The 21,811-nt window shown below is 67.2% G+C and carries 23 protein-coding genes; 6 read left to right on the top strand and 17 right to left on the bottom strand.

Annotated elements, in window-relative coordinates:
- Positions 1-20 precede the first annotated feature (20 nt).
- The 9 genes from paaK to RZ1_RS19200 all read right to left on the bottom strand — a co-directional run bounded on the left by paaK (position 21) and on the right by RZ1_RS19200 (position 7,723).
- Entirely contained in the window at positions 21-1,316 is a 1,296-nt protein-coding gene (gene paaK / locus RZ1_RS19240) for a phenylacetate--CoA ligase PaaK (RefSeq protein WP_072814113.1), read from the bottom strand.
- Positions 1,317-1,380: 64 nt separating this feature from the next.
- Positions 1,381-2,478 carry a 1,2-phenylacetyl-CoA epoxidase subunit PaaE gene (gene paaE / locus RZ1_RS19235; protein WP_072814112.1) on the bottom strand — a complete coding sequence of 366 codons (1,098 nt, stop codon included), beginning with the start codon at positions 2,476-2,478 and terminating at the stop codon, positions 1,381-1,383.
- A 2-nt stretch (positions 2,479-2,480) separates the two neighbouring features.
- On the bottom strand, positions 2,481-3,005 hold the full coding sequence (gene paaD / locus RZ1_RS19230; RefSeq protein ID WP_072814111.1) for a 1,2-phenylacetyl-CoA epoxidase subunit PaaD: 525 nt from the start codon (positions 3,003-3,005) through the stop codon (positions 2,481-2,483).
- A 1-nt stretch (position 3,006) separates the two neighbouring features.
- Positions 3,007-3,924, bottom strand: a complete 918-nt coding sequence (paaC, locus tag RZ1_RS19225) for a 1,2-phenylacetyl-CoA epoxidase subunit PaaC (RefSeq protein ID WP_072814110.1) — start codon at positions 3,922-3,924, stop codon at positions 3,007-3,009.
- Between the two features lie 48 nt (positions 3,925-3,972).
- A complete protein-coding gene (gene paaB / locus RZ1_RS19220) occupies positions 3,973-4,278 on the bottom strand; it encodes a 1,2-phenylacetyl-CoA epoxidase subunit PaaB (RefSeq protein ID WP_072814109.1) in 306 nt (101 codons plus the stop codon).
- Entirely contained in the window at positions 4,278-5,228 is a 951-nt protein-coding gene (gene paaA, locus RZ1_RS19215; protein WP_072814108.1) for a 1,2-phenylacetyl-CoA epoxidase subunit PaaA, read from the bottom strand. Before paaA ends, paaB begins: the two co-directional genes overlap by 1 nt.
- Positions 5,229-5,308: 80 nt before the next feature.
- On the bottom strand, positions 5,309-6,100 hold the full coding sequence (locus RZ1_RS19210) for an enoyl-CoA hydratase-related protein (protein ID WP_072814107.1): 792 nt from the start codon (positions 6,098-6,100) through the stop codon (positions 5,309-5,311).
- 43 nt (positions 6,101-6,143) lie between these two features.
- Positions 6,144-6,998: a 3-hydroxyacyl-CoA dehydrogenase family protein gene (locus tag RZ1_RS19205; RefSeq protein WP_072814106.1), complete on the bottom strand. Its 855-nt coding sequence runs from the start codon at positions 6,996-6,998 to the stop codon at positions 6,144-6,146.
- Entirely contained in the window at positions 6,995-7,723 is a 729-nt protein-coding gene (locus RZ1_RS19200) for an enoyl-CoA hydratase/isomerase family protein (RefSeq protein ID WP_072814105.1), read from the bottom strand. Before RZ1_RS19200 ends, RZ1_RS19205 begins: the two co-directional genes overlap by 4 nt.
- A 274-nt stretch (positions 7,724-7,997) precedes the next feature.
- Between RZ1_RS19200 and paaZ the strand changes: the two genes are divergently transcribed.
- The 3 genes from paaZ to paaI are packed head-to-tail and all read left to right on the top strand — an operon-like array spanning position 7,998 to position 10,781.
- Complete coding sequence (gene paaZ, locus RZ1_RS19195) at positions 7,998-10,049, top strand: phenylacetic acid degradation bifunctional protein PaaZ (RefSeq protein ID WP_072814104.1); 2,052 nt, start codon at positions 7,998-8,000, stop codon at positions 10,047-10,049.
- 1 nt (position 10,050) lies between these two features.
- A complete protein-coding gene (locus RZ1_RS19190) occupies positions 10,051-10,380 on the top strand; it encodes an EthD family reductase (protein ID WP_072814103.1) in 330 nt (109 codons plus the stop codon).
- The gene (paaI, locus tag RZ1_RS19185) at positions 10,377-10,781 is read left to right on the top strand and encodes a hydroxyphenylacetyl-CoA thioesterase PaaI (protein ID WP_072814102.1); all 405 of its coding nucleotides are present in this window, start codon (positions 10,377-10,379) and stop codon (positions 10,779-10,781) included. The genes RZ1_RS19190 and paaI overlap by 4 nt, the downstream gene beginning before the upstream one ends.
- Before the next feature lie 512 nt (positions 10,782-11,293).
- Here paaI and RZ1_RS19180 read toward each other — a convergent pair.
- Genes RZ1_RS19180 through RZ1_RS19165 form a run of 4 tightly spaced genes read right to left on the bottom strand, consistent with a single transcriptional unit; the run spans position 11,294 to position 15,487 of the window.
- The gene (locus RZ1_RS19180) at positions 11,294-12,061 is read right to left on the bottom strand and encodes an enoyl-CoA hydratase/isomerase family protein (RefSeq protein ID WP_072814101.1); all 768 of its coding nucleotides are present in this window, start codon (positions 12,059-12,061) and stop codon (positions 11,294-11,296) included.
- A 1-nt stretch (position 12,062) separates the two neighbouring features.
- Complete coding sequence (locus tag RZ1_RS19175) at positions 12,063-13,151, bottom strand: acyl-CoA dehydrogenase family protein (RefSeq protein WP_072814100.1); 1,089 nt, start codon at positions 13,149-13,151, stop codon at positions 12,063-12,065.
- Entirely contained in the window at positions 13,138-14,043 is a 906-nt protein-coding gene (locus RZ1_RS19170) for an acyl-CoA dehydrogenase family protein (protein ID WP_072814193.1), read from the bottom strand. The genes RZ1_RS19175 and RZ1_RS19170 overlap by 14 nt, the downstream gene beginning before the upstream one ends.
- Positions 14,021-15,487: a class I adenylate-forming enzyme family protein gene (locus tag RZ1_RS19165; protein WP_083583782.1), complete on the bottom strand. Its 1,467-nt coding sequence runs from the start codon at positions 15,485-15,487 to the stop codon at positions 14,021-14,023. Before RZ1_RS19165 ends, RZ1_RS19170 begins: the two co-directional genes overlap by 23 nt.
- Positions 15,488-15,561: 74 nt before the next feature.
- Here RZ1_RS19165 and RZ1_RS19160 point away from each other — a divergent pair, with 74 nt between their 5' ends.
- Positions 15,562-16,590 (top strand): ferredoxin--NADP reductase, encoded by a 1,029-nt coding sequence (locus RZ1_RS19160; protein WP_072814099.1) that lies wholly within the window; start codon positions 15,562-15,564, stop codon positions 16,588-16,590.
- Positions 16,591-16,657: 67 nt separating this feature from the next.
- Here the strand turns inward: RZ1_RS19160 and RZ1_RS19155 are convergent, their stop codons facing one another.
- The 4 genes from RZ1_RS19155 to RZ1_RS19140 all read right to left on the bottom strand — a co-directional run bounded on the left by RZ1_RS19155 (position 16,658) and on the right by RZ1_RS19140 (position 20,763).
- On the bottom strand, positions 16,658-17,710 hold the full coding sequence (locus tag RZ1_RS19155) for a CaiB/BaiF CoA transferase family protein (protein ID WP_072814098.1): 1,053 nt from the start codon (positions 17,708-17,710) through the stop codon (positions 16,658-16,660).
- A complete protein-coding gene (locus RZ1_RS19150; RefSeq protein ID WP_072814097.1) occupies positions 17,707-18,663 on the bottom strand; it encodes an LLM class F420-dependent oxidoreductase in 957 nt (318 codons plus the stop codon). Before RZ1_RS19150 ends, RZ1_RS19155 begins: the two co-directional genes overlap by 4 nt.
- A 79-nt stretch (positions 18,664-18,742) precedes the next feature.
- Positions 18,743-19,144, bottom strand: a complete 402-nt coding sequence (locus tag RZ1_RS19145; protein WP_072814096.1) for a cobalamin B12-binding domain-containing protein — start codon at positions 19,142-19,144, stop codon at positions 18,743-18,745.
- Positions 19,144-20,763, bottom strand: a complete 1,620-nt coding sequence (locus RZ1_RS19140) for a methylmalonyl-CoA mutase family protein (protein WP_072814095.1) — start codon at positions 20,761-20,763, stop codon at positions 19,144-19,146. The genes RZ1_RS19145 and RZ1_RS19140 overlap by 1 nt, the downstream gene beginning before the upstream one ends.
- Before the next feature lie 43 nt (positions 20,764-20,806).
- Between RZ1_RS19140 and RZ1_RS19135 the strand changes: the two genes are divergently transcribed.
- Both RZ1_RS19135 and RZ1_RS19130 read left to right on the top strand, forming a co-directional pair.
- Positions 20,807-21,637, top strand: a complete 831-nt coding sequence (locus RZ1_RS19135; RefSeq protein ID WP_072814094.1) for an SDR family oxidoreductase — start codon at positions 20,807-20,809, stop codon at positions 21,635-21,637.
- Positions 21,638-21,648: 11 nt separating this feature from the next.
- Positions 21,649-21,811 (top strand): (2Fe-2S)-binding protein (locus RZ1_RS19130; RefSeq protein WP_072814093.1); only part of this gene is annotated, 163 nt, incomplete at its 3' end.

The raw sequence follows: 21,811 nt of genomic DNA, 5'->3' as shown, positions 1-21,811 counted from the left end.
CCGGGGCGCCCCAATCATTTTCAGGAAGGTCGATTGTCTATCAGGCGACGAGCTTTGCCGATCGATCGGTCCAGGCTCCCCGGGGACAGGACCTCCACGACGACGGTGACACCGATGCGATCCTTCACCAACTTCCGCAGCCTGCCGGCCTGCTGGTCGGCCTCGTGAGTCGAGCCGTTCGCCCGGGACTCGACGCGGACGGTCAGCTCGTCCATGCGGCCGGGGCGGTCGAGAACGCACTGGAACTGAGGAGCCAGACCGGGCACCGCGAGAATGAGCTCCTCGATCTGCGTCGGAAAGAGATTGACCCCGCGCAGGATGATCATGTCGTCGGTGCGGCCGGTCACCTTCTGTATGCGACGCATCGTGCGCGCGGTGCCCGGTAGCAGTCGGGTGAGGTCGCGGGTGCGGTATCGAACGATCGGCATCGCCTCCTTGGTGAGCGAGGTGAAGACGAGTTCGCCCTCCTCACCGTCGGGCAGCACCTCGCCGGTGATCGGGTCGATCACCTCCGGATAGAAGTGGTCCTCCCAGATGTGAAGTCCGTCCTTGGTTTCCACACACTCCATCGCGACCCCAGGACCCATGACCTCGGACAAACCGTAGATGTCGACGGCGTCCATGTTCAACTGCTGCTCGAGTTCACCGCGCATCTCCTCGGTCCACGGCTCCGCTCCGAAGACGCCCGTGCGCAGTGACGTTCGGGCGGGATCGATTCCCTTGGCGATCATCGCGTCGACGATCGTGAGCATGTACGACGGGGTGACCATGATCGCATCCGGGCGGAAATCCTCGATCAGCTGGATCTGACGCTCGGTCATCCCTCCCGACATCGGAATGACCGTGCAGCCCAGCCTTTCTGCGCCGTAGTGGGCACCGAGTCCGCCAGTGAACAATCCGTACCCGTAGGCGACGTGGACCTTGTCGGACGGTTTCACGCCGCCGGCGCGAAGGCTCCGCGCGATCAGGTCGGCCCAGTTGTCGAGGTCGGTCGCGGTGTACCCGACCACGGTGGGACGTCCCGTCGTTCCCGACGATGCGTGAATTCGTGACACGCGATCCTGTGGCACTGCGAACATTCCGAACGGGTAGTTGTCCCGCAGGTCTGCCTTCGTGGTGACCGGGAACTTCGCGAGGTCGCAGAGGTCCTTGAGATCGCTGGGGTGGACCCCGGCGTCGTCGAACGACTTCCGGTAGTGCGGGACGTTCGCGTAGGCGTGGCGCAGCGACCACTGGAGGCGCTCGAGCTGCAGGGACGAGATTCGGTCGCGCGTTGCGAATTCGATGTCCTGTGACGGGGTGACAGTGCTGGTCATAGTGGTCTCCGGGTGCCGCGGTCGGGCGCGACTGGGTTGATGCGGTGAAGGGTGGGCCGGGCGGTCAGGCGTCGAAGTCGACGGTCACGTCGCCGCTGTCCGGATAACTCTGGCAGGTGAGGACGAAGCCGGCATCGACCTCGTAGTCCTCGAGCGCGTAGTTGCGTCGCATGTCGACGTCTCCGTGGGTGACCTTCGCGCGACAGGTGCCACATACTCCGCCCTTGCAGGCGAACGGCAGATCCGATCGATAGCTCTCTGCGGCGTCGAGGATCGTCTCGTTCCGCGGCAACGTCGCGGTGGTCGAGCGTCCGTCGAGGACGAGGGTGACCTCGCTGCTCGGGCCGGTGACCCCCTCGTCACGGTGACGTGCCGGGGATGGGGGCACGTCGTCGACATAGAACAGTTCTTGGCGGACACGCTTCGGGTCGACGCCCAGCTCGCCGAGTACGAACTCGGCATCGGTGACCATGCCGTACGGCCCGCACAACCAGAAATGATCGACACCGGCGATCGGCACCACGGCACCGAAGATCGCGCGGAGCCGGTCGGCGTCGAGACGGCCGGAGAAGAGCTCCACCTCACGGGGCTCCCGAGACAGGACGTGGACGACGTGGAAGCGCGCACCGTATCGATCCTTGAGGTCTGCGATCTCCTCGGCGAACATCACCGAACGCGTGTGCCGATTCCCATAGAGGAGAACCACTTCGGTCTCAGGGTTGACGAGCATCGTCGCGGCGATCGAGAGCATCGGGGTGATTCCGGAGCCCGCCGCGATCAGGACGTGCCGGCCACCGGCGGCGGGATCGGCGACGAACGATCCGGAAGGGGGCTGGACATCGATCCTGTCGCCCCGGCGTACCTGGTGGACCAGCCAGTTCGAGAAGAGCCCGTCGGTGACTTCGCGGACCCCGATACGGGGCGTGGAACCGATTGGGGCGCAGATGGAGTACGAGCGTCGGTGCTCGACGCCATCCACGGTGCGACGGAGCGTGAGGGATTGTCCGGCGCCGAACGCGAACTCCCCGGAAAGATCGGCAGGAATCTCGAAGGTGACGGCAGCGGCGTCGTCGCACAGCGCCTCGACTGCTGCGACCGTGAGGGTGTGGAAGGGCCTGTTGCGCGTCGAGACAGCGGGTCTCGTGGTGTCCACAGTGTCCATATTCAGATCTCTTTCACATGATCGAAGGGCTCCAGGCAATCGAGGCACCGGTAGAGGGCCTTGCACAATGTCGCGCCGAATTCGGAGTCGAGGTGGGTGTCGGCACTACCGCACCGCGGGCATTCGATCGTCCGAGGAGCGGCGGTGAGCGTCAACGGCACCGGGCCAGTACTGCGGCGTGGAGCCGGGCCGGGAGTGGAGTAGCCGTTCTCGTGCAGTTTCCGACGTCCCTCGTCGGTTATCCAGTCGGTGCTCCATGGAGGCGAGAGCGTGGTCCTCACCTCGACCGAGGGGAAGCCCGCGAGCTGCAGACGGTGCTGGATGTCGTCGCGCATCGTGGCCATGGCGGGGCAGCCCGAATAGGTGGGGGTAATGATGACGACCACGGCACCGTCTGCTCCCACCTCGACATCGCGCAGGACACCGAGATCCGCGAGGGTCAGCATCGGCATCTCGGGGTCGAGAACCGACTCCGCGATACGCCGCGCACCGCGGACGTGCAGCTCGGCGTGTGTGGAAGCGGACATGTCACCACACGCCTTCCGGATGCGCCCGGGCGACCACTTGCATCTCGGCCAGGAGCAATCCGAGCGCTTCGCTGTGCAGGCCCTGACGGCCCGCACGTCCTCCTACCGTGCCGGCGACGCGGCCGGTCGGCGCGGACAGCTCGGCAGCGTGCAACACCTGATCGAGAACTGTGTCGAACTCCTCCCGTAGCTCGCCGGGATCGACCGCTACACCCACCGCAGCGAGCGCGCGTTCCTCGCTGGTGGGGACGAAGAGCTCGTCCACGTACGGCCACACGCGGTCGAGGGCCGATTCCATCCGCGCTTTCGATTCGGCTGTGCCGCAACCAAGTGTGACGGTCCAGCGGGCGGCGTAGTCGCGGTGGTAGGTGAGTTCCTTGACGCCTTTGACGGCCACGGCGGCAAGGACCGGATCACGGGACTCCCGTAACCCGTCGAGGAGTGCGAGTCGCCACGTCGAGAACACCAGCAGGCGAATCACGGTCTGCGCAAAGTCACCGTTGTCGATCTCGACGAGTCGGACGTTGCGAAACTGGTTCTCGTCGCGGAAGAAGGCGAGGGCATCCTCACCCGGAAGCTGTGCCGTGTCGGAGACGTGGGGCACGACGGCCGCGTCGGCCGCGGCCGCCCGCGCCAGGAGAAGGCGCGCCTGGCCGAGCAGGTCGAGCGCGACGTTGGCGAGGGCGACCTCCTCTTCGAGTTCCGGTGCACGCGTGACCCACTCGGTCAGGCGCTGCGAACTGATCAGCGCATCGTCGCCGAGCATCAGACAGTAGGTGGCGAGCGCCGAGAGATCGACGTCGTCGGGGGCCGTGGTGTCGACGCCGGCCAGTGGGTCGTCGAAGCTGGTGCCGAAGACCCACTGGTCGTGGCTGTCCTCGTCGACGAGGCCGTCGTAGGCGTGGTCGTGGTCGGTCATCGTGCATCCTCGAAGATTGTGGACGGCCGCGCGAGCGAGCCGGCCGGGTCACATGTGGGGAACGTTGTCGGGGATTTCGTAGAAGGTGGGGTGGCGGTAGACCTTGTCGCCACTGGGCGCGAAGTACGGATCCTTCTCGGACGGGCTGGATGCCGCGATCGAGTTCGCCTGCACCACCCAGATACTCACGCCTTCATTGCGCCTGGTGTACACGTCGCGGGCGTGCCTGAGCGCCATCTCGTCGTCGGCGGCATGCAGCGAACCGACATGGACGTGATTGAGTCCGCGCTTGCCGCGGAGGAATACCTCGTACAACGGCCAGTCGGCGCTGGTGGCTCGGTCGGCTGCATTCATCATGCGTTCTCCTTCGTGCTCGCCTGGCGGGCGAAGGCGGTGGCGGCCTCGCGTACCCAGGTACCGTTCTCGTGCGCGGCGCGGCGGTTGGTGATGCGCTCGATGCTCGACGCACCGTTCCCCGCAATCACCTGCATGAATTCGCTCCAGTCGGGTTCGCCGAAGTCGTGCGCACCGCGCTCGGCGTTCCATTTCAGGTCCGGGTCCGGGAATGTCACGCCCAGTGCCTCGGCCTGCGGTATCGACATGTCGACGAACCGCTGGCGGAGTTCGTCGTTCGTGTGTCGCTTGATGCGCCACTTCATCGACTGCTCCGAGTTCGGTGACCGGTCGTCCGGCGGGCCGAACATCATCAGGGCCGGCCACCACCAGCGGTTGACCGACTCCTGCACCATCTCGCGCTGGGCATCGGTGCCGCGCATCATCGTCATGAGCAGCTCGTAGCCCTGCCGCTGATGGAACGATTCCTCCTTGCACACACGGATCATCGCCCGCGCGTAGGGCCCGAAGGAACTGCGACACAACGGAACCTGATTGCAGATCGCGGCACCGTCGACGAGCCAACCGATCACGCCGACATCGGCGAAGGTCAGGGTCGGATAGTTGAAGATCGACGAGTACTTCTGCCGGCCGTCGAGCAGTTTCTCGGTGAGGTCGCCGCGGTCGGCGCCGAGTGTCTCCGCCGCGGAGTACAGATACAGGCCGTGCCCGGCCTCGTCCTGCACCTTCGCCGTCAGGATCGCCTTGCGGCGCAGTGACGGCGCCCGGGTGAGCCATGCGCCCTCGGGCTGCATGCCGATGATCTCGGAGTGCGCGTGCTGCGCGATCTGCCGGATCAGGGTCTTGCGGTAACCCTCGGGCATCCAGTCCCGCGGCTCGACTCGCAGGTCGGCCGAGATGGTCTCCTCAAAGTGGCTCTGGAGCTCATTTTCTGCAGTAGATGAGGTCATATGTCCTGCTTCTAATACCGAATGATCGGTTGGTGAGAGTATGCATGGAAGTGACGCGCGACACAAGCGCGCGGGCGCGGTCAGCGGCCTTCGAAGACCGGTGCGCGTTTGGCGAGGAAGGCGTCGACCGCGGCGCGATGATCCGCCGAGCGGCCCAGGTCCTCTTGCGCCTGGCGTTCACGCTCGAGCGCCTCGGTGAGGCCCGCGAACGACGCGGACACGAGGCGCTTCACGTGCACGTGGGCCGCAGTCGGTCCAGCCGCGAACTCAGCGGCCAGCGCCCGGGCCGCCTCGGCGAGGTCGGCGTCGGGCACGACCCGGTGGACCAGACCCCAGTCGAGGGCCTGGGCAGCCGAGAATTGGTCGCCGAGCATCAGCAGGCCCGTGGCACGGCTCGGACCGAGCATCTCGACCAGCGTGTGGCTCAATCCGGAATCGCCCGCCAGTCCGATCCCGGTGAAGGCGGTGGCGAACCTTGCGCTCTCCCCGGCGATGCGGATGTCTCCTGCCAACGCGATACCCAGCCCGGCCCCCACGCACGCCCCGTTGATCGCGACGACCACCGGTACGCGCACTGCGGCGAGCGCAGTGAGTAACGGGTTGTAGTGCGCGCCGACGGTATCCATCGCCCGTGCGGGGTCCGACGCCAGGCCCGCTGCATGTTCGGTGAGGTCCTGACCGACGCAGAAGTTCCTGCCCTCGGCCTCGAGGAAGAGCGCGCGCACCGTTCGGTCCGCGGCCACCGCCTCGACCGCAGCCGACAACCGTTCCTTCACTTCGCGATCGAGCGCGTTGGATGCGCCGGCGCGGCGCAGGGTGATCGTCGCCAGACCCGCAGTCGTGGTCAGCCCGACCGTCTCGATGCCGCTCATGGAATATGCCTCCTGTCAGTGGGGTACGGGCCCGAGCGTCGTCTCAGGACCACGTGAAGAAGCCTCGACCCGACTTGCGCCCGAGTTCGCCTCGCGCGACCTTCTCGCGGAGCAGAGCCGGTGGCCGGAAGCGTTCGCCGAGCGTGTCCGTCAGGTGCTCGGCGATGGCGAGTCGAACGTCCAGGCCCACGAGGTCGGTCGAACGTAGCGGACCCATAGGGTGCCGATATCCCAGTTCCATTGCACGATCGATGGACTCAGCGTCTGCGACACCTTCCTCGAGCATCCGGATCGCCTCGAGTCCGAGGCAGACACCGAGCCTGCTCGTTGCGAAGCCGGGCGAATCGTTGACGAGTACTCGGGACTTGCCGAGCTGGGAGACCCACTCGCACACCCGTGCCACGACGTCGGTGTCGGTCGAGGGAGTCCGAATGATCTCGACGAGCGTCGACGCCGGTACCGGATTGAAGAAGTGCATGCCGATCAGTCGACGGGGATCGTCCAGCGCCGCGCCGAGATCGGCGATCGAGATGGAGCTGGTGTTGGTCGCGATCACCGTTGTCGGATCGACGGTCTTCTCCACGAGGGTGAGCACGCCGAGCTTGAGCTGCAGGGATTCCGGGACGGCCTCGACCACGAGATCGAGTCCGGAGGGCAGCTCTTCCGGTGCGTCGACGAGCGACACGCGTCCGAGTATGGTCGCCGGATCGGATTCGCCGAGCCTTCCGCGTTCGTGGGCGCGGTCCAGTCCGTCCGAAACGCGGGTGAATGCCGCCTGTCGATCGCCGCTCTCGACGACAGTGACGGTGGAACCGAGTGTCGCGAACACCTGCGTGATTCCGGCGCCCATTCGTCCACCGCCGACGACACCGACACGGCCGGGGATTGTGCTCGTCATTTCTTCTTCTCCAGAAAGGCCGTCATGCGGTCGTGTTTGTCCCGGCTCTCGAACAACACCGCCTGCGCGATGTCGTCGGCGAAGGGGTGGGATCCGGGTGCGTCGGCGATCAGCTTGCTGAGCCGGAGCGCGAGTGGTGCGGAGCGGTTGATGCAATCGACGATGTCGTGCGCGGCGGCAACGTGTTCGTCCGGGGGGACGACGCTGATCACGAGCCCGCAACGTAGCGCCGCCGCCGCGTCGAGGTTTCGGCCGGCGAGGAGCACCTGCTTGGCGATCGACGTGCCGACCAGTTCCTGCAGGCGATAGCTGGCGCCGGCAGCGGCCATGATGCCGAGACCCGGCTCGGGGTTGCCGAACACCGCGGTGTCCGTTGCGACCCGGATGTCGCAGGCGTACGACAGTTCCGCGCCGCCGCCGAGCGCGAATCCGCTCACCGCCGCAACTGTGGGCATCGGCAGCCCTGCGACGCGATCGAAGAGATTGCGATTGATACCCGCGAGCGCCTCGTCCCGACCCCGCTCCCGTAGCTCCGCGATGTCGGCCCCAGCCGCGAAGTGATCACCGGATCCGCTGATCAGCAGCGGCTTCGGCGCGTCCTCGAGAAGCGCGCATACCTGGTACAGCTCGGAGATCATTTCGGCGTTGATCGCGTTTCGCTGCTGCGGACGATGGAGAGTGACCACCATCCGGTCAGCCCGATCGTCGATCGTCAGGGTGTTCACGGCGCCTCACTCGCTAGGGGGATCCAGGCGAGGGTCCGGCCTGAGCACTCGTGTGGGATGCGGGCTCCGCGCATCAGGATTGCTTGCACCACTTTCGTCTCCTTCGCAGCGTGCTGGTGTCCATTAATAACCGAACCTTCGGTCGGTACGCAAGGGTTCGAGCGATTCGGTCGAGTTCTGCAAGGGTGGTCGGAATTCGTCTTCTACCTTGACAATCCGACGGTATTCCGGCGATCCTAATTACCGACCGAACGTACGGTGAGAAGAGGTTGTCGTGAGCAGGTTAGTGCAAAGTTACGTGGCCGGGAGCTGGTACACGGCACCCGATGCCGGAACGCCGCTGCTGAGCGCAGTCGACGGTTCCGAGGTGGCGCGCATCTCGTCGACCGGGCTCGACGTTGCCAGGATGGTGACGTATGCCCGTGCGGTCGGTGGGCCCGCCCTGGCCGAACTGACCTTCCACGAGCGCGCCGCAGCGCTGAAGGCGCTGGCCCTGACGCTCATGGCCGGCAAGGACGAGTTCTACGAACTGTCCACTGCCACCGGCGCGACGCGACGCGACTCTGGTGTCGACATCGACGGCGGCTTCGGAACTCTCCTGAGCTACGCGAGCAAAGCACGGCGCGAACTGCCGAACGACACCGTCCACCTCGACGGGCCCCACGAGCAACTCGGCAAGGCGGGGACGTTCCTCGGCCAGCATGTCTACACCTCGCGTCGCGGTGTCGCCGTCCAGATCAACGCATTCAACTTCCCCGTGTGGGGGTTCCTCGAGAAGCTGGCGCCGGCATTCATCGCCGGAGTGCCGTCGATCGTCAAACCGGCAAGTCAGACGGCCTATCTCACCGAACTGGTGTTCCGCCGCATCATCGAGTCCGGAGTGCTACCGGAAGGGTCGGTCCAGCTGCTCTCGGGCAGCGCGGGCGATCTGCTCGACCACCTCGGTGGGCAGGACTCGGTCGCGTTCACCGGATCCGCCGACACCGCGGCAAGGCTGCGGGCCCATCCGAGGGTTGTCTCAGAAGGTGTGCACTTCAATGCCGAGGCGGATTCGCTCAACGCCTCCATTCTCGGTGCGGACGTCGAACCCCGCAGTGAGGAGTTCGATCTCTACGTCAGGCAACTCGTCACGGAGATGACAGTGAAGGCCGGCCAGAAGTGCACCGCGATCCGCCGTGCATTCGTTCCGTCGGGCCTGGTCGACGAGGTGGTCGAGGCCGCGCGTGGCCGCCTCGCGCGGGTCGTGGTCGGCGCCCCCGACACCGAGGGAGTCACCATGGGCCCCCTGGCGAGCATCGAGCAGCGCGACGAGGTCTTGAAAGCGCTTCGTGGACTGACGAAGTCTGCGGAGATCGTGGTGGGGGACCTGGAGGACTTCGCCGTCGTGGGAGCGGACCGGTCGACCGGCGCGTTCCTGCCCCCGATCCTGCTGCGCTGTGACGACAAGACTGCCGACGAGCCGCACGACATCGAGGCGTTCGGTCCGGTGAGTACGGTGATCGGATACGACGGCACCGACGAGCTGCTCGAACTCGCGGCCCGCGGCAAGGGCAGTCTGGTCGCTTCCCTCGTCACCCGCGAATCCGGGCTCGCCCGCGACATCGTGCTGGGGCTGGCGCCCTTCCATGGACGCGTCCTCGTTCTCAACCGGGATGATGCGCGGGAATCGACCGGGCACGGCTCGCCGCTGCCCGTGCTCGTGCACGGCGGCCCGGGCCGCGCCGGCGGCGGTGAGGAACTCGGTGGCATCCGCGGAGTCCTGCACCACATGCAGCGCACCGCGATCCAGGCGACCCCCGACATCCTGACCGCAGTCGGCAACCGTTGGGTTCCCGGATCACGGCGAGCCGACGAGGGTGTCCATCCGTTCCGGAAGAATCTGGCGGAGCTGCGGATCGGGGACACGGTTGTCGGAGGACCGCGGCAGGTCACACTGGCGGACATCGACCATTTCGCGGAGTTCACCGGCGACACCTTCTATGCGCACACCGATCCCGCTGCCGCGGCGGCGAACCCCCTCTTCGGCGGCATCGTCGCGCACGGCTACCTCGTGGTCTCGCTCGCGGCCGGGCTTTTCGTCGAGCCGAACCCGGGGCCTGTCCTCGCGAACTTCGGCGTCGACAGCCTCCGCTTCCTGACTCCGGTGAAGGCGGGCGACAGTCTGACCGTGACGTTGACGGCGAAGCTGATCACACCGCGCAGTAGCGCCGACTACGGCGAGGTGCGGTGGGACGCTGTGGTCGCGAATCAGAACGGCGACGCCGTAGCGACCTACGACGTCCTCACCCTCGTCGCCAAGGGAGCGTCCGACGATGGAGGGCTCTGACATGGGGTTCAAGGTGGTGGTCTGTTACGGTCATCCCAAGGATCCCGAGGCCTTCGACGCCCACTATCGCGCCACGCACATCCCGTTGGCGCGGAGGATCCCCGGCCTGTCGGGCTACACCTGGGGGAAATGCAGCGCGCTCGACGGCGGCAGCCCCGCCTACTATTCGATTGCGTCGCTGTGCTTCCCCGATGCCGAGACCATGCACGCCGGACTGGCGTCGAAGGAGATGCGGGAAGCAGGCAGGGACGTTCGCAACTTCGCCACCGGAGGGGTGACGATGTTCACCCAGGAAGTGGAACCGCTCCACTGTCCGACGGGAGAAGCATGACCATCGAATACCGTTCGGCGCAAGAGATGTTCGATGCCGATGTGGCATCGAAGGCGCTCGGGATCGAGCTTCGGGAACTGGCCCCAGGCCGCGCAGTCGCATCGATGACGGTCGGCGAGACGATGGTGAACGGGCACGGAATCACGCACGGTGGATTGGTCTTCGCCCTGGCGGACACAGCATTTGCGCTTGCGTGCAACGGATACGGTGAGCCTGCGGTCGCCGCGCGGGCGGATATTCGGTTCCTTGCGCCCACACGTCTGGGTGACGAGCTCGTCGCGCAGGCAGTCGAGCGGGAACGCTACGGCCGCAATGGTATCTACGACGTCACTGTGCGTGTTCGGGACAGGGTCGTTGCCGAGTTTCGGGGCGACAGCCGGTCTCTCGCACGCTCTCGCTGAGCCGGTTCCCCGGCCGAGGACCGCGACACAGGCGTGCACCCGCCACGGCGGGGGCGGAGCTGTGACGGGTGCACGGCCTGCGCGAGACCGATCAGACCTGCAGGCCCGCCTCGATCTCGAAGTTGATGGAGATCCTGTCGCCGACCACGGCGCGGGGCGAGGAGTTCGGTGAAGTGGGAGGTCTACCAGCCGAAGCGACCACGGCGGACGCGGGTGCCGGGGTGAAACACCCCGGCACCGCGCCACGCCATGTGGTGGGCGTCCCGCCCCAACGAAGGACCGCCCGTGCAGGTACTCGCTTTCCCGACTGACCCGGCGTGTATCCAACGCGCTTCGTCGGGGCGTCGGAACCGGTTCGGACTCACCCGCGGCCTACCGCGCCGTGGACACGGGCCACCTCGTCACCCCGCTGGACGGTGACGAGCAGAAGAACGTGTTCGTGCCGGTCAGCGCGTGAACCGACGATCGGGAGCCGGGTGAGGCGTTGCGGAGGGCCAGAAGACACACGGGCGTCAGCCCTTCTTGGCCGTGAGCCTGGCGATGTTGGCATGGAAATCGGCGCTCTGGAACGTGAGGTCCTCGGCGGTCATCGCGTAGTCGAGGCTCGCGAGGATCGCGCGCTCGAGGTGGATGTTCACCAGCCGCTTGGTGCTCTCGACCGCCTTCTGCGGAAGCTCGGAGAGCTTCTTGGCAGCAGCCAGGGCCTCGGTGAGCGGGTCGGCGACGACATGGTTGGCGAGACCGAGCGCAAGGGCCCGTTCCGCCGGGATACGCGTGCCGAGGAGCGCGAACTCCTTGGTCTGCAACAGACTGATCTGCAGCGGCCACGTGAGCGGGCCACCATCGGCCGCGACCAGCCCGACCTGCACGTGCGGATCGGCGAGGTACGCGTTCTCCGCCATGTACACGATGTCGCTGAGCGCCACCAGGCTGCAGCCCAGGCCGACGGCCGGCCCGTTGACGGCCGCGACCACGGGAATCCGGCAGCGCGCCATGCCGATCACCAGCTCGCGACCGTCCGCGATCGTCTTGGCACGCAGATCCTCGTCCTGCGCCAGCTCCGCGAGATACGCGAAGTCGCCACCCGCGGAGAACGCCTTACCGGCACCGGTGATCACCGCCGCACGCGCGGTGCGGTCCGCCGTCAGTTGCGGCCACAGCTGCGCGAGCCCGTGGTGCAGGTCGTCGTTGACGGCGTTCAGCGCGTCCGGCCGGTTCAGCGTGATGATGCGCAGCGAACCGTCCGCGCGGACGTCGATCTCTTCCGGCATGTCGTACATGTCAAACTCCCAATCCGAGGATGCGCGAGGCCACGATGTTCTTCTGGATCTGCGACGTGCCGCCCATGACGGACTGCGCGCGGCTGTACATGTACGCGCCGAACATCTCGGTGTCGCGAGTCCCGGCCTCCGACAGCGCCGCATGCCCCACCGACTGTTCGACCCATGTCATGAGCAGCTTGTCGAGCGAGCCTTCCGAGCCGTGGACGAGGCCGTCGAGCTGTTCGGACAACCGGCGGCGCACGTGCAACCGCAGCATCTCCGACTGCACTGCCGCCCAAGCCAGTTCGTCGGACGGCGGGCCGTCGGACCGGGCCGCGAGTTCACGGACGGTCTTGGCGTAGCGCGCCGCGAACCCGAGCGTGGACGGTTCCCGCTCGTGCCCGACCACCGTCATGGCCAGCTTCCAACCCTCGCCGGGATTGCCGACCATCCGGGACGCCGGCACGCGGGCACCGTCGAACAGCACCTGCCCGAATTCCTTGGTGACACCGCTGATCATCTTCAGCGGTCGCTGTTCGATCCCGTCCTGATGCATGTCGACGATGAACGCCGAAATGCCCTTGTGCCGCGGCTTGTCCGGTTCGGTGCGGGCGAGCAGCAGGCACCAGTCGGCGACGTCGGAATAGCTGGTCCAGATCTTGTGCCCGTGGATGACGTACTCGTCGCCCTCGCGGGTCGCGGTCGTCGTCAGCGACGCCAGGTCCGATCCGGCTCCCGGTTCGCTGAAGCCCTGACACCAGCGTTCGGTGCCGTTGATCATGCCGGGCAGGAACTCCTGCTGCAGTTCCTTGCTGCCGTGGTGGCCGAGACCGATCACCAGGTAGCCCAGGCTCGGGCGGGCCGGCGCACCGGCGATCGCGAGTTCCTCGTCGAGGATGACGTCGTACACCGGCGGCAGGTCCTGCCCACCGAACTCGTTGGGCCACGACAGCCCGAAGAAGCCGGCGCTGTACAACGCGCGATGCCACTCGGGCTGTTTCGCCCAGTACTCGTCGCCCGACGTCGGGAATTGCTTGGCCGTGGTCGCGAGCCAGGACCTCAGACGGTCGCGGAACGCGGCTTCCTCCGGCGAATCACGAAACTCCAAGATCGATCTCCTTCAGGCTCACGGGGAACAGTTCGATGGACGCCAGGGCCCGCCGCAGGTAGACGTGCGCGAGGCACTCCCAGGTGTTGCCGATGCCGCCGTGCACCTGGATCGAGGTCTCACAGATCGCGAGAGCGGCACGGGCACAATAGATCTTCGCGACCTTGCCGGCCTGGATCGCGGCGGCCGTGTCGAGTTCGTCCACGGCCCATGCCGCGTGCCGCAGCACGCTGATCGACCCCTCGATCAGCGCCCGGCTCTCGGCCAGCATGTTCGCGACCGCCTGGTACGACCCGATGGTGTGACCGTACTGCTCGCGCATCTTCGCGTACTCGACGGCGAGGTCGTGCACGCCGCGGGACGTGCCGAGGAGGTCCGCGGTGGTCGCGACGAGGGCCAGCGCGTACCAGCGGTCGGCGTCCTCGGCGGACAGTTCACCGAGCGGCTCGCCCGGCTCGCCCAGTTCCGCAAAGCGGCGGGTCAGATCCGCGGCGGCGATACCGGAACCGACCGGCGCCGCACGGATCTTCCTGTCCTGCAGAACAACCGCGTGGTCGAGGCCGCGTGCGTCGACGGCCTCACCCCCGACACCGACAGCCCACGGGGACTGGTCGTCGCCGAGGTGGCGGCGCAGGTCGTCGGCGAGGACCGGGCCGAGGAACGGCACGTCGACGAGACCGCGACCGAACTCCTCCGCGACGATCGCGACCTCGACACCGGACGCACCGTCGGAGCGGAGAGCGCGCCACCCGGTCGTGTCGACCGCCTTCTCGAGCCGGGCGACACGGCTGTCGTCGTCGAGATCCAGGACCGAGCCCGGTCCGAGGTCGTCGGCCAGTTTCGCTGCCGCATCACGTAATTGTCGTTGTTCACTCGTCAGACGGACGTCCATGGCGCTCCTTGAGTACTCGGCGCAACACCTTGCCGGAGGGCAGGCGAGGGATTTCGGGGACGAACAGGATCCGGCTCGGGCGTTTGTAGGACGCCAGCCGGTCGCCGACCAGGGCGATCAATTCGGCTTCGGTGACGGGGGTTCCGGTCACGACCGCAGCGATGACGGCCTCGCCGGTCACCGGGTCGGGCACGCCGAACACGGCACAGTCGGCGACGTCGGGGTGCCCGTGCAGCACGCTCTCGACCTCGGCCGGCGCGACCTGGAATCCCTTGACCTTGATCATTTCCTTCGACCGGTCGGTGAGCCGCAGCCAGCCGTCCTCGTCGAGGTAGCCGACGTCGCCGGTGCGGTACCAGCCGTCGTCGAAGGCGTCCGGATTCGCGTCGGCGGGTAGATATCCGGCCATGAGGGACTCGGCGCGAACCTGGATCTCGCCGACACCGTTCGCCGGCAGGATCTCGCCGGTATCGAGCGAGACGACGCGCACACTCACGCCGGGGACGGGACGTCCGACGCTGTCCAGCCGCGCACCGTCGATCGGATTGCAGGCGATGACCGGGAGTTCGCTGGCGCCGTACGCCGGGACCCACCCGACCCCGGTGCGGCGGGTGACGATGTCGGCGATGCTCGCGGTGACCGGGGTTGCGCCCCACATGATGTAGCGCAGCGACGACAGGTCGTACGACTCGAGATCCGGATGCTGGGCGATCGCCAGGGCGATCGGCGCGACGGCCATCTCGACGGTGATCCCGTCGCTCTCGATGTGCCGGAGCATCAGGTCGATGTCGAAGCGGCGGTGCAGCCGGAGCCACGCGCCGACCTCCAGCGCGGTGACGATGTTGAGGATGCCCAGGATGTGTGAGGGCGGGGTGAGCACCTGCATCCGGTCCGCGGAGGTCAGTTGCAGCGCGTCGCGCCAGTGTGCGACGGCGGCGGCGAGGGAGCCGTGGGTGTGCCGGACGGCCTTGGGCATCCCGGTCGTGCCCGAGCTGAATACCAGCACCGCCTCCGCCGCCGGGTCGAGGCCGCCATTCGCTGCCTCGCCGGTCACCGGCGTGATCGGCTCGTCGAGGTTCAGCATGTCGGCCTGTTCGGCGAGGACGGGATGGTCGCCGACCGCGGCGATCGGGCGGGTCAGTTCGAGGGCATGCGCGACCTCGTCGTGCTTGTAAGCCGGGCTCAGCAGCACCACGGACGCTCCGAGCCGCCAGATCGCCTGCACGGCCACGACGAATTCCGGCCGGTTCGACGACATCAGCGCGACCCGGGTGCCCGCAGCGGCGCCGCGCTCGGCCAACTGCGTCGCCAGGCCGCACGCGAGTGCGTCGAGCTCGGCACGGCTGTACGCGCGGTCCTCGAACACCAGTGCGGTGGTCGCGTTCCGCGTCCGTCCGATCGTAGGGTCCGGCAACTTCGCCTCCTCTCGGGTGGTACTCGACATGGAGAAGATCCTATATCGTAGGTGAGAATATAATTCTCCATGCAGTAGAACAATCCCCGAGGAGGAGACGATCCATGGCGAGACCCCCTATGTTCCAGCACGCGCGGGTGACCCGGATCGTGAAGGAGACCGACGACGCCCGGTCGTTCGTGCTCGCTCCCCACGACGGACCGTTCACCTACCGCGCGGGGCAGTTCTGCAACTTCAAAGTCACCGTCGACGGCACCGAGTTGTACCGCTCGTACTCGATGTCCAGTGCTCCCGAGACCGACACCGAACTCATGGTCACCGTCAAACGCGTACCCGGTGGCAAGGTGTCGAACTGGTTGCTCGACAACGTCTCCGAGGGCGACGATCTGGAGATCAGCCGGCCCACCGGCACGTTCTGCCTGCGTGAGAGTCCCGAGCCGCTGCTCGGGTTCAGCGGGGGCAGCGGCATCACCCCGATCCTGTCGCTCGCCAAGTCCACACTGGCCACCACCGACCGTCCGGTCCGGCTGCTGTGCGCCGACCGCGATCACCCGTCGGCGATCTTCGAATCCGTCCTCGATGCGCTGGTCGCGCAGTACCCGGACCGCCTGACCGTCGTGCGTCACCTCGACGACGAGAAGGGCCTGCTCGACGCGGATGCCATCCGCGCGTTCGTCGGCACCGACGTCGGCGCGGACAGCTACCTGTGCGGCCCGGAGCCGTTCATGGATCTGATCGAGTCGACGCTGACCGGCCCGGGCCGCGTGTTCAGCGAGCGTTTCGGCGCTGCCCCCGCGGCTGCGGACCCCGCGACTGCGGGGGTATCGGACACCGATGCGGCGGCCGACGCGGACGAGGAAGAGGGCACCGTCACGATCTTCGTCGGACGCAAGAAGGGCACGGTGCCCCGCCAGAAGGGCGAGACCCTGCTCGAAAGCGCTCGGCGCGCGGGCCTGACGCCACCGTTCTTCTGCGAGATGGGCAACTGCGGCACCTGCATGGCGCAGGTGACCGAAGGTTGCGCGACCATGCGCACCAACGACGCACTCAGTGACGACGAGGTCGAGGAGGGCTATGTGCTCACGTGCCAGGCCGTGCCGGACACCCCGTCGATCAAGGTCAAGTACGAGTGACGAACAACCCGCCCCGTGCGCGTTTTTGGTAGCACCAGCTACCAAAACCGCGCACGGGCGACGGGGGTCAGGAGCGAGCCGGAAGTGCGCCGTGCTCACCGAGCCGCGGCGGCGCACCGTATTGCGGTTCGTAGCCGGCGACCTTGACGGGACTGCCGACGAGCCGGAAATCGCCCGCCGTGACGACGGATTCGGGGGTCTCCGCGAGCGCCTCCGGCAGGGACCGGACCGCAGCAGACGGCACACCGAGCGGCCGCAGCCGCGCTTCCCATCCGGCGGCGGTGTCGGTCGCGAGGACCGCGGTCACAGCGGCGAGGACCTCGTCGCGGTTCCGGGCCCGCTCGGCCATCGTCGTGAATCCGTCGATGCCCGCTTCCTTCGCGAACGACCGCCAGAATCCGTCGTGCGTGACGAACAGCGCGAGATAGCCCTCCGAAGTCGGAAAGAGTTGCGCCGGAACATAGTACGAGTGCGCCCCGTGCAGCATGCGGCGCGGTTCGGTGCCCTCGTTGAGGTAGGCGGAGGCGCGGTAGTTGAGCTGCGAGAGCATGACGTCGCGCAACGACACGTCGACCTGTCCGCCACGGCCCGAGACGATCTGGGCAAGCAGACCCAGGGCGGCGGTCAGACCGGTGGAGTTGTCCGCCGCCGAGTAGCCGGGCAGGGTCGGCGGACCGTCCGGGTCGCCGGTGAGCGACGCGACCCCGGTCAACGCCTGGATCACGTAGTCGAATGCCGGATCGTCACCGGAGTCGAGCCCGTAGCCGGTGAGTGCGACGCACACGATCTTGTCGTTCCACTTGCGCAGCGCGTCGTACGTCAGGCCGTACTTGCGGATCGCGGACGGCTTGAGATTGACCAGCAGGGCATGGGATTCGGCGGCGAGCTCCCCGAGCCGGCGTTGCCCCTCGTCGGTGCCGAGATCGAGGCAGATGCTGCGCTTGCCGCGGTTGAGGCTCGCGAAGTACGCGTCGCTGACCTGCCGCGAGAGGTCGCCGGTGGGCGGTTCCACCTTGGTGACCTCGGCGCCGAGATCGGCCAGCATCATCGTCGCGTACGGTCCGGCGAGGATGTGGCCGACCTCCAGGATCTTGATCCCCTCGAGCGGACCGGCACTCACCGCAGTTCCTTGACGAGTTCGGAGACGACATCGCGGGTGCGGTACTTGGAGGCGACGAGTTCGTCGCGGGTGTTGCCGATCGGCAGCAGCCGCATCGACAGGTCGGTGACACCGGCCTCCTCGTACCTGCGGAAGCCGGCGAGGATCGCGTCCTCGTCGCCGACGATGGCCATGTCGCCGATGTCCTTCGACTCGCCCTGTTCGAGGAGCCGCTGGTAGTTCGGTGAGATCTCGGCCTCGGCGAGGATCCGGTTGGCGCGTTCGCGGGCGATATCCACCTCCGACGGCGCGCACAGGCACACCGGGACGCCGGCGACGATCCGCGGATCGGGCCGGCCGGCCTCCGCGGCGGCCTTGGTGATGCGCGGTGCGATGTGCTCGCCGATGGCGCGTTCGTCGGCCATCCACAACACCGTGCCGTCGGCGCGCTCACCGGCGATCTTCAGCATGACCGGACCGAGCGCGGCGACGAGGACAGGCATCGGCGCCACCGGTGCGATGTCGAGCGGATTGTGCACCCTGAACGTGTCGTTCTCGACGTCGATCGAACCGGGCAGATTCTTCATCGCACCGAGCACCTCGAGGTAGTCCCGGGTGAACTTGGCGGGCTTCTCGTAGGGCAGACCGAGCATGTCCTGCACGATCCAGTGGTGCGACGGTCCGACACCGAGCGCGAGCCGGCCGCCGAGTGCGGCGTGTGTGGACAGCGCCTGGCGCACCAGGTGCACCGGATGCTGCGCCTGCAAGGGCACCACGGCGGTGCCGATCTCGATCCGCGAGGTGCGGACGCCCATCAGCGCGACCGCAGTCAATGCGTCGAAGTCCGTGGGGATCTGGGGCACCCACACGGTGTCGAGGCCGGCGGCTTCCGCCCACTCGACGTCCTTCAGCATCCGGTCGACCTTGCGAGCGGTGTCACCCTGTTCGGGCCCGACCATCACTCCGATCCGCACGATTCCTCCACGTTTGTCGAGATCCGGGTTCCCGCACGCCCGAGGGAGCGTCGCGGCGGTGAAATTGGGTGTGTTGCGGTCACGCCGGGTTGCCGGTGCCGGTCAGCTTGCGCACCTCGGTGACCAGGACGTCCAGCGGGGTGCTCGTGGGGAACACGGCCGCGGCGCCCGCGGAGAGCAGTTTCGGCACGTCGCCCTGCGGGATGGTGCCGCCGACGATCACCGCGATGTCGCCGGCGCCGGCGGCCTCGAGTGCCTCGACCGTGCGGGTGGTCAGTGCGATGTGCGCACCCGAGAGGATGCTCAGGCCGACGACCGCGACGTCCTCCTGCAGGGCGATCGAGACGATGTCCTCGATGCGCTGGCGGATGCCGGTATAGATGACCTCGAAACCGGCGTCGCGCAGGGCCCGCGCGACGATCTTGGCGCCACGGTCGTGGCCGTCGAGTCCGGGCTTGGCGACGAGGATGCGGGCGGTCATCAGAACACCACCGGCTGCTGGAACTCGCCCCACACGGCCTTGAGCGCGGAGACCATCTCGCCGACGGTGCAGTACGCGTTGGCGCAGTCGATCAGTTTGTGCATGATGTTGTCGGTTCCTTCCGCGGCGCGGGACAGGGCGGCGAGACTGGTGCGGACCAGCTCGGGATCGCGTTCGGCCTTGACCTTCGCGAGCCGCTTGAGCTGCAGTTCGCGACCTTCCGCGTCGAGCTCGTAGGTGCTGATCTCCGGTGGCGGTTCGTTCGAGGTGAACTTGTTGACACCGACGACCGTGCGCTCGCCCGCCTCGATGTCGAGGTGGAGCTTGTAGGCCTCGTCCGCGATGAGACCCTGCAGGTAGCCGTCCTCGATCGCGCGGACCATGCCACCGTGCTGCTCGAGATCCGTCATGATCTCGACGATCTTCTCCTCCGTCGCGTCCGTGAGGGCCTCGACGAAGTACGAACCACCGAGCGGATCGGCGACCCGCGCGACACCGGTCTCGTACGCGAGGATCTGCTGGGTGCGCAGCGCGAGCGTCGCCGACTCCTCGCTGGGCAGCGCGAACGGCTCGTCCCATGCGGCCGTGAACATCGACTGGACGCCGCCGAGCACCGAGGCCATCGACTCGTACGCGACGCGTACCAGATTGTTCTGGGCCTGCGGGGCGTACAACGACGCACCGCCGGCGACGCAGCCGAAGCGGAACATCGACGCCTTCTCCGTCTTCGCGCCGTAGCGTTCCCGCACGATGGTCGCCCAGCGGCGCCGTCCCGCACGGTATTTCGCGATCTCCTCGAAGAAGTCGCCGTGGGTGTAGAAGAAGAACGAGATCTGCGGGGCGAACTGGTCGATCGTCATGCGCCCGCGCTCGACGACGGTGTCGCAGTAGGTGACGCCGTCGGCGAGGGTGAACGCCATCTCCTGCACGGCGTTCGCGCCGGCGTCACGGAAGTGCGCGCCCGCCACCGAGATCGCGTTGAACCGCGGGACCTCCGCGGCGCAGAACTCGATGGTGTCGGCGATCAGCCGCAGCGACGGGTCGGGCGGCCAGATCCACGTTCCGCGTGAGGCGTATTCCTTGAGGATGTCGTTCTGGATCGTGCCGGTGAGCTTCTCTCGGGGGACACCGGACTTCTCCGCGGCGGCGACGTAGAACGCGAGCAGTATCGCGGCCGTGCCGTTGATGGTGAAGCTGGTGCTGATCTTGTCGAGTGGGATTCCGTCGAACAGGATCTCGGCGTCGGCGAGGGTGTCGACGGCGACGCCGACGCGGCCGACCTCCTCGCCGTATTCCGGGTCGTCGGAGTCGTACCCGCACTGCGTCGGCAGGTCGAGCGCGACGGACAACCCGGTGCCGCCCTGGTCCAGGAGATACCGGTAGCGCCGATTGGATTCCTCTGCGGTACCGAATCCCGAGTACTGGCGGAACGTCCACAGCCGACCTCGGTAGCCGGTCGCGAAGTTGCCGCGGGTGAAGGGGAACTCCCCCGGGGCGGGCGGTTCGACGTCCCGGTCGGCCGGTCCGTACACCGCATCCACGGGGATTCCCGACGAGGTCTCAGCGAAGTCGTTCACGCCGGATACGATACTTGCAGAAAATGAGAATGCCAATATCATCAGCGAGAACGCTGCGTGTGAACCACCGATTGCAGGGAGAACGATGTCGAGCCAGCCCAATGCACTGTCCGACCGCACCATGGTGATCTCCGGTGCCAGCCGTGGAATCGGCCTGGCCATCGCGGTCGCCGCGGCGAAGCAGGGCGCCAACGTCGTTCTGCTCGCCAAGACCGCCGAACCCCACCCGAAACTGCAGGGCACCGTCCACACCGCGGTCGCGGACATCGAAGCGGCCGGCGGCAAGGCCGTCGCCGTGGTCGGGGACGTCCGCAACGAGGACGACGTCCAGCGCCTGATCGACACGGCAGTCGACCGGTTCGGCGGTGTCGACATCTGCGTGAACAACGCGAGCGCGATCGCGACCGGCTCCACCGAGGACCTGTCGGCCAAGCGTTACGACCTCATGCAGGAGATCAACTGCCGCGGCACCTTCCTCATGACGAAGGCCGCCGTTCCGCACCTGCGCAAGTCCGCGAACCCGCACGTACTCACCATCTCGCCGCCGGTCAACATGAACCCGTACTGGCTCGGGGTCCATCCCGCGTACACGCTGTCCAAGTACGGAATGTCACTGCTGACACTGGGTTTCGCCGCCGAGTACGCCGCGGAAGGCATCGCCGCGAACTGCCTGTGGCCGCAGACCTTCATCGCGACGTCCGCGGTCGCGAACATGCAGGACGGCACCACGCTCCTCTCGTCCTCGCGTAGCCCCGAGATCATGGCCGACGCTGCCGTCGAGATCCTCGCCCGCCCGGCCCGCGAGACCACCGGCCGCTGCTTCATCGATGCCGACGTGCTCACTGAGGCCGGGGTCACCGATCTGTCGCGCTACGGCGGCGGCGACCACCCGCAGATCGACCTGTTCCTCGACTGACGGAGCGACCCATGTACATCTGCCTGTGTCACGGCGTCACCGGCGACCTCGTGAACGAGATCGTGAACCGCGGTGCGCGCAGTTCGAAGGAGATCGCCGCGGCCTGCGGGGCGGGGTCGGACTGCGGGCGGTGCCGGCGGACCGTACGCGCGATCATCGCCCAGCACAGCGCGA

Source organism: Rhodococcus zopfii NBRC 100606 = JCM 9919, assembly GCF_001895025.1.
Lineage (GTDB): Bacteria > Actinomycetota > Actinomycetes > Mycobacteriales > Mycobacteriaceae > Rhodococcus > Rhodococcus zopfii.
Note: the sequence above shows the minus strand (reverse complement) of the source record. Positions and strands in the feature narration are given on the sequence as shown.

Excerpts from the sequence above, each read along its gene's own strand:
- paaK (WP_072814113.1), bottom strand. The coding sequence starts at position 1,316 with ATGACCAGCACTGTCACCCCGTCACAGGACATCGAATTCGCAACGCGC.
- paaE (WP_072814112.1), bottom strand. The coding sequence starts at position 2,478 with ATGGACACTGTGGACACCACGAGACCCGCTGTCTCGACGCGCAACAGG.
- paaD (WP_072814111.1), bottom strand. The coding sequence starts at position 3,005 with ATGTCCGCTTCCACACACGCCGAGCTGCACGTCCGCGGTGCGCGGCGT.
- paaC (WP_072814110.1), bottom strand. The coding sequence starts at position 3,924 with ATGACCGACCACGACCACGCCTACGACGGCCTCGTCGACGAGGACAGC.
- paaB (WP_072814109.1), bottom strand. The coding sequence starts at position 4,278 with ATGAATGCAGCCGACCGAGCCACCAGCGCCGACTGGCCGTTGTACGAG.
- paaA (WP_072814108.1), bottom strand. The coding sequence starts at position 5,228 with ATGACCTCATCTACTGCAGAAAATGAGCTCCAGAGCCACTTTGAGGAG.
- RZ1_RS19210 (WP_072814107.1), bottom strand. The coding sequence starts at position 6,100 with ATGAGCGGCATCGAGACGGTCGGGCTGACCACGACTGCGGGTCTGGCG.
- RZ1_RS19205 (WP_072814106.1), bottom strand. The coding sequence starts at position 6,998 with ATGACGAGCACAATCCCCGGCCGTGTCGGTGTCGTCGGCGGTGGACGA.
- RZ1_RS19190 (WP_072814103.1), top strand. The coding sequence starts at position 10,051 with ATGGGGTTCAAGGTGGTGGTCTGTTACGGTCATCCCAAGGATCCCGAG.
- paaI (WP_072814102.1), top strand. The coding sequence starts at position 10,377 with ATGACCATCGAATACCGTTCGGCGCAAGAGATGTTCGATGCCGATGTG.
- RZ1_RS19180 (WP_072814101.1), bottom strand. The coding sequence starts at position 12,061 with ATGTACGACATGCCGGAAGAGATCGACGTCCGCGCGGACGGTTCGCTG.
- RZ1_RS19170 (WP_072814193.1), bottom strand. The coding sequence starts at position 14,043 with ATGGACGTCCGTCTGACGAGTGAACAACGACAATTACGTGATGCGGCA.
- RZ1_RS19165 (WP_083583782.1), bottom strand. The coding sequence starts at position 15,487 with ATGTCGAGTACCACCCGAGAGGAGGCGAAGTTGCCGGACCCTACGATC.
- RZ1_RS19160 (WP_072814099.1), top strand. The coding sequence starts at position 15,562 with ATGGCGAGACCCCCTATGTTCCAGCACGCGCGGGTGACCCGGATCGTG.
- RZ1_RS19145 (WP_072814096.1), bottom strand. The coding sequence starts at position 19,144 with ATGACCGCCCGCATCCTCGTCGCCAAGCCCGGACTCGACGGCCACGAC.
- RZ1_RS19140 (WP_072814095.1), bottom strand. The coding sequence starts at position 20,763 with ATGATATTGGCATTCTCATTTTCTGCAAGTATCGTATCCGGCGTGAAC.
- RZ1_RS19135 (WP_072814094.1), top strand. The coding sequence starts at position 20,807 with ATGTCGAGCCAGCCCAATGCACTGTCCGACCGCACCATGGTGATCTCC.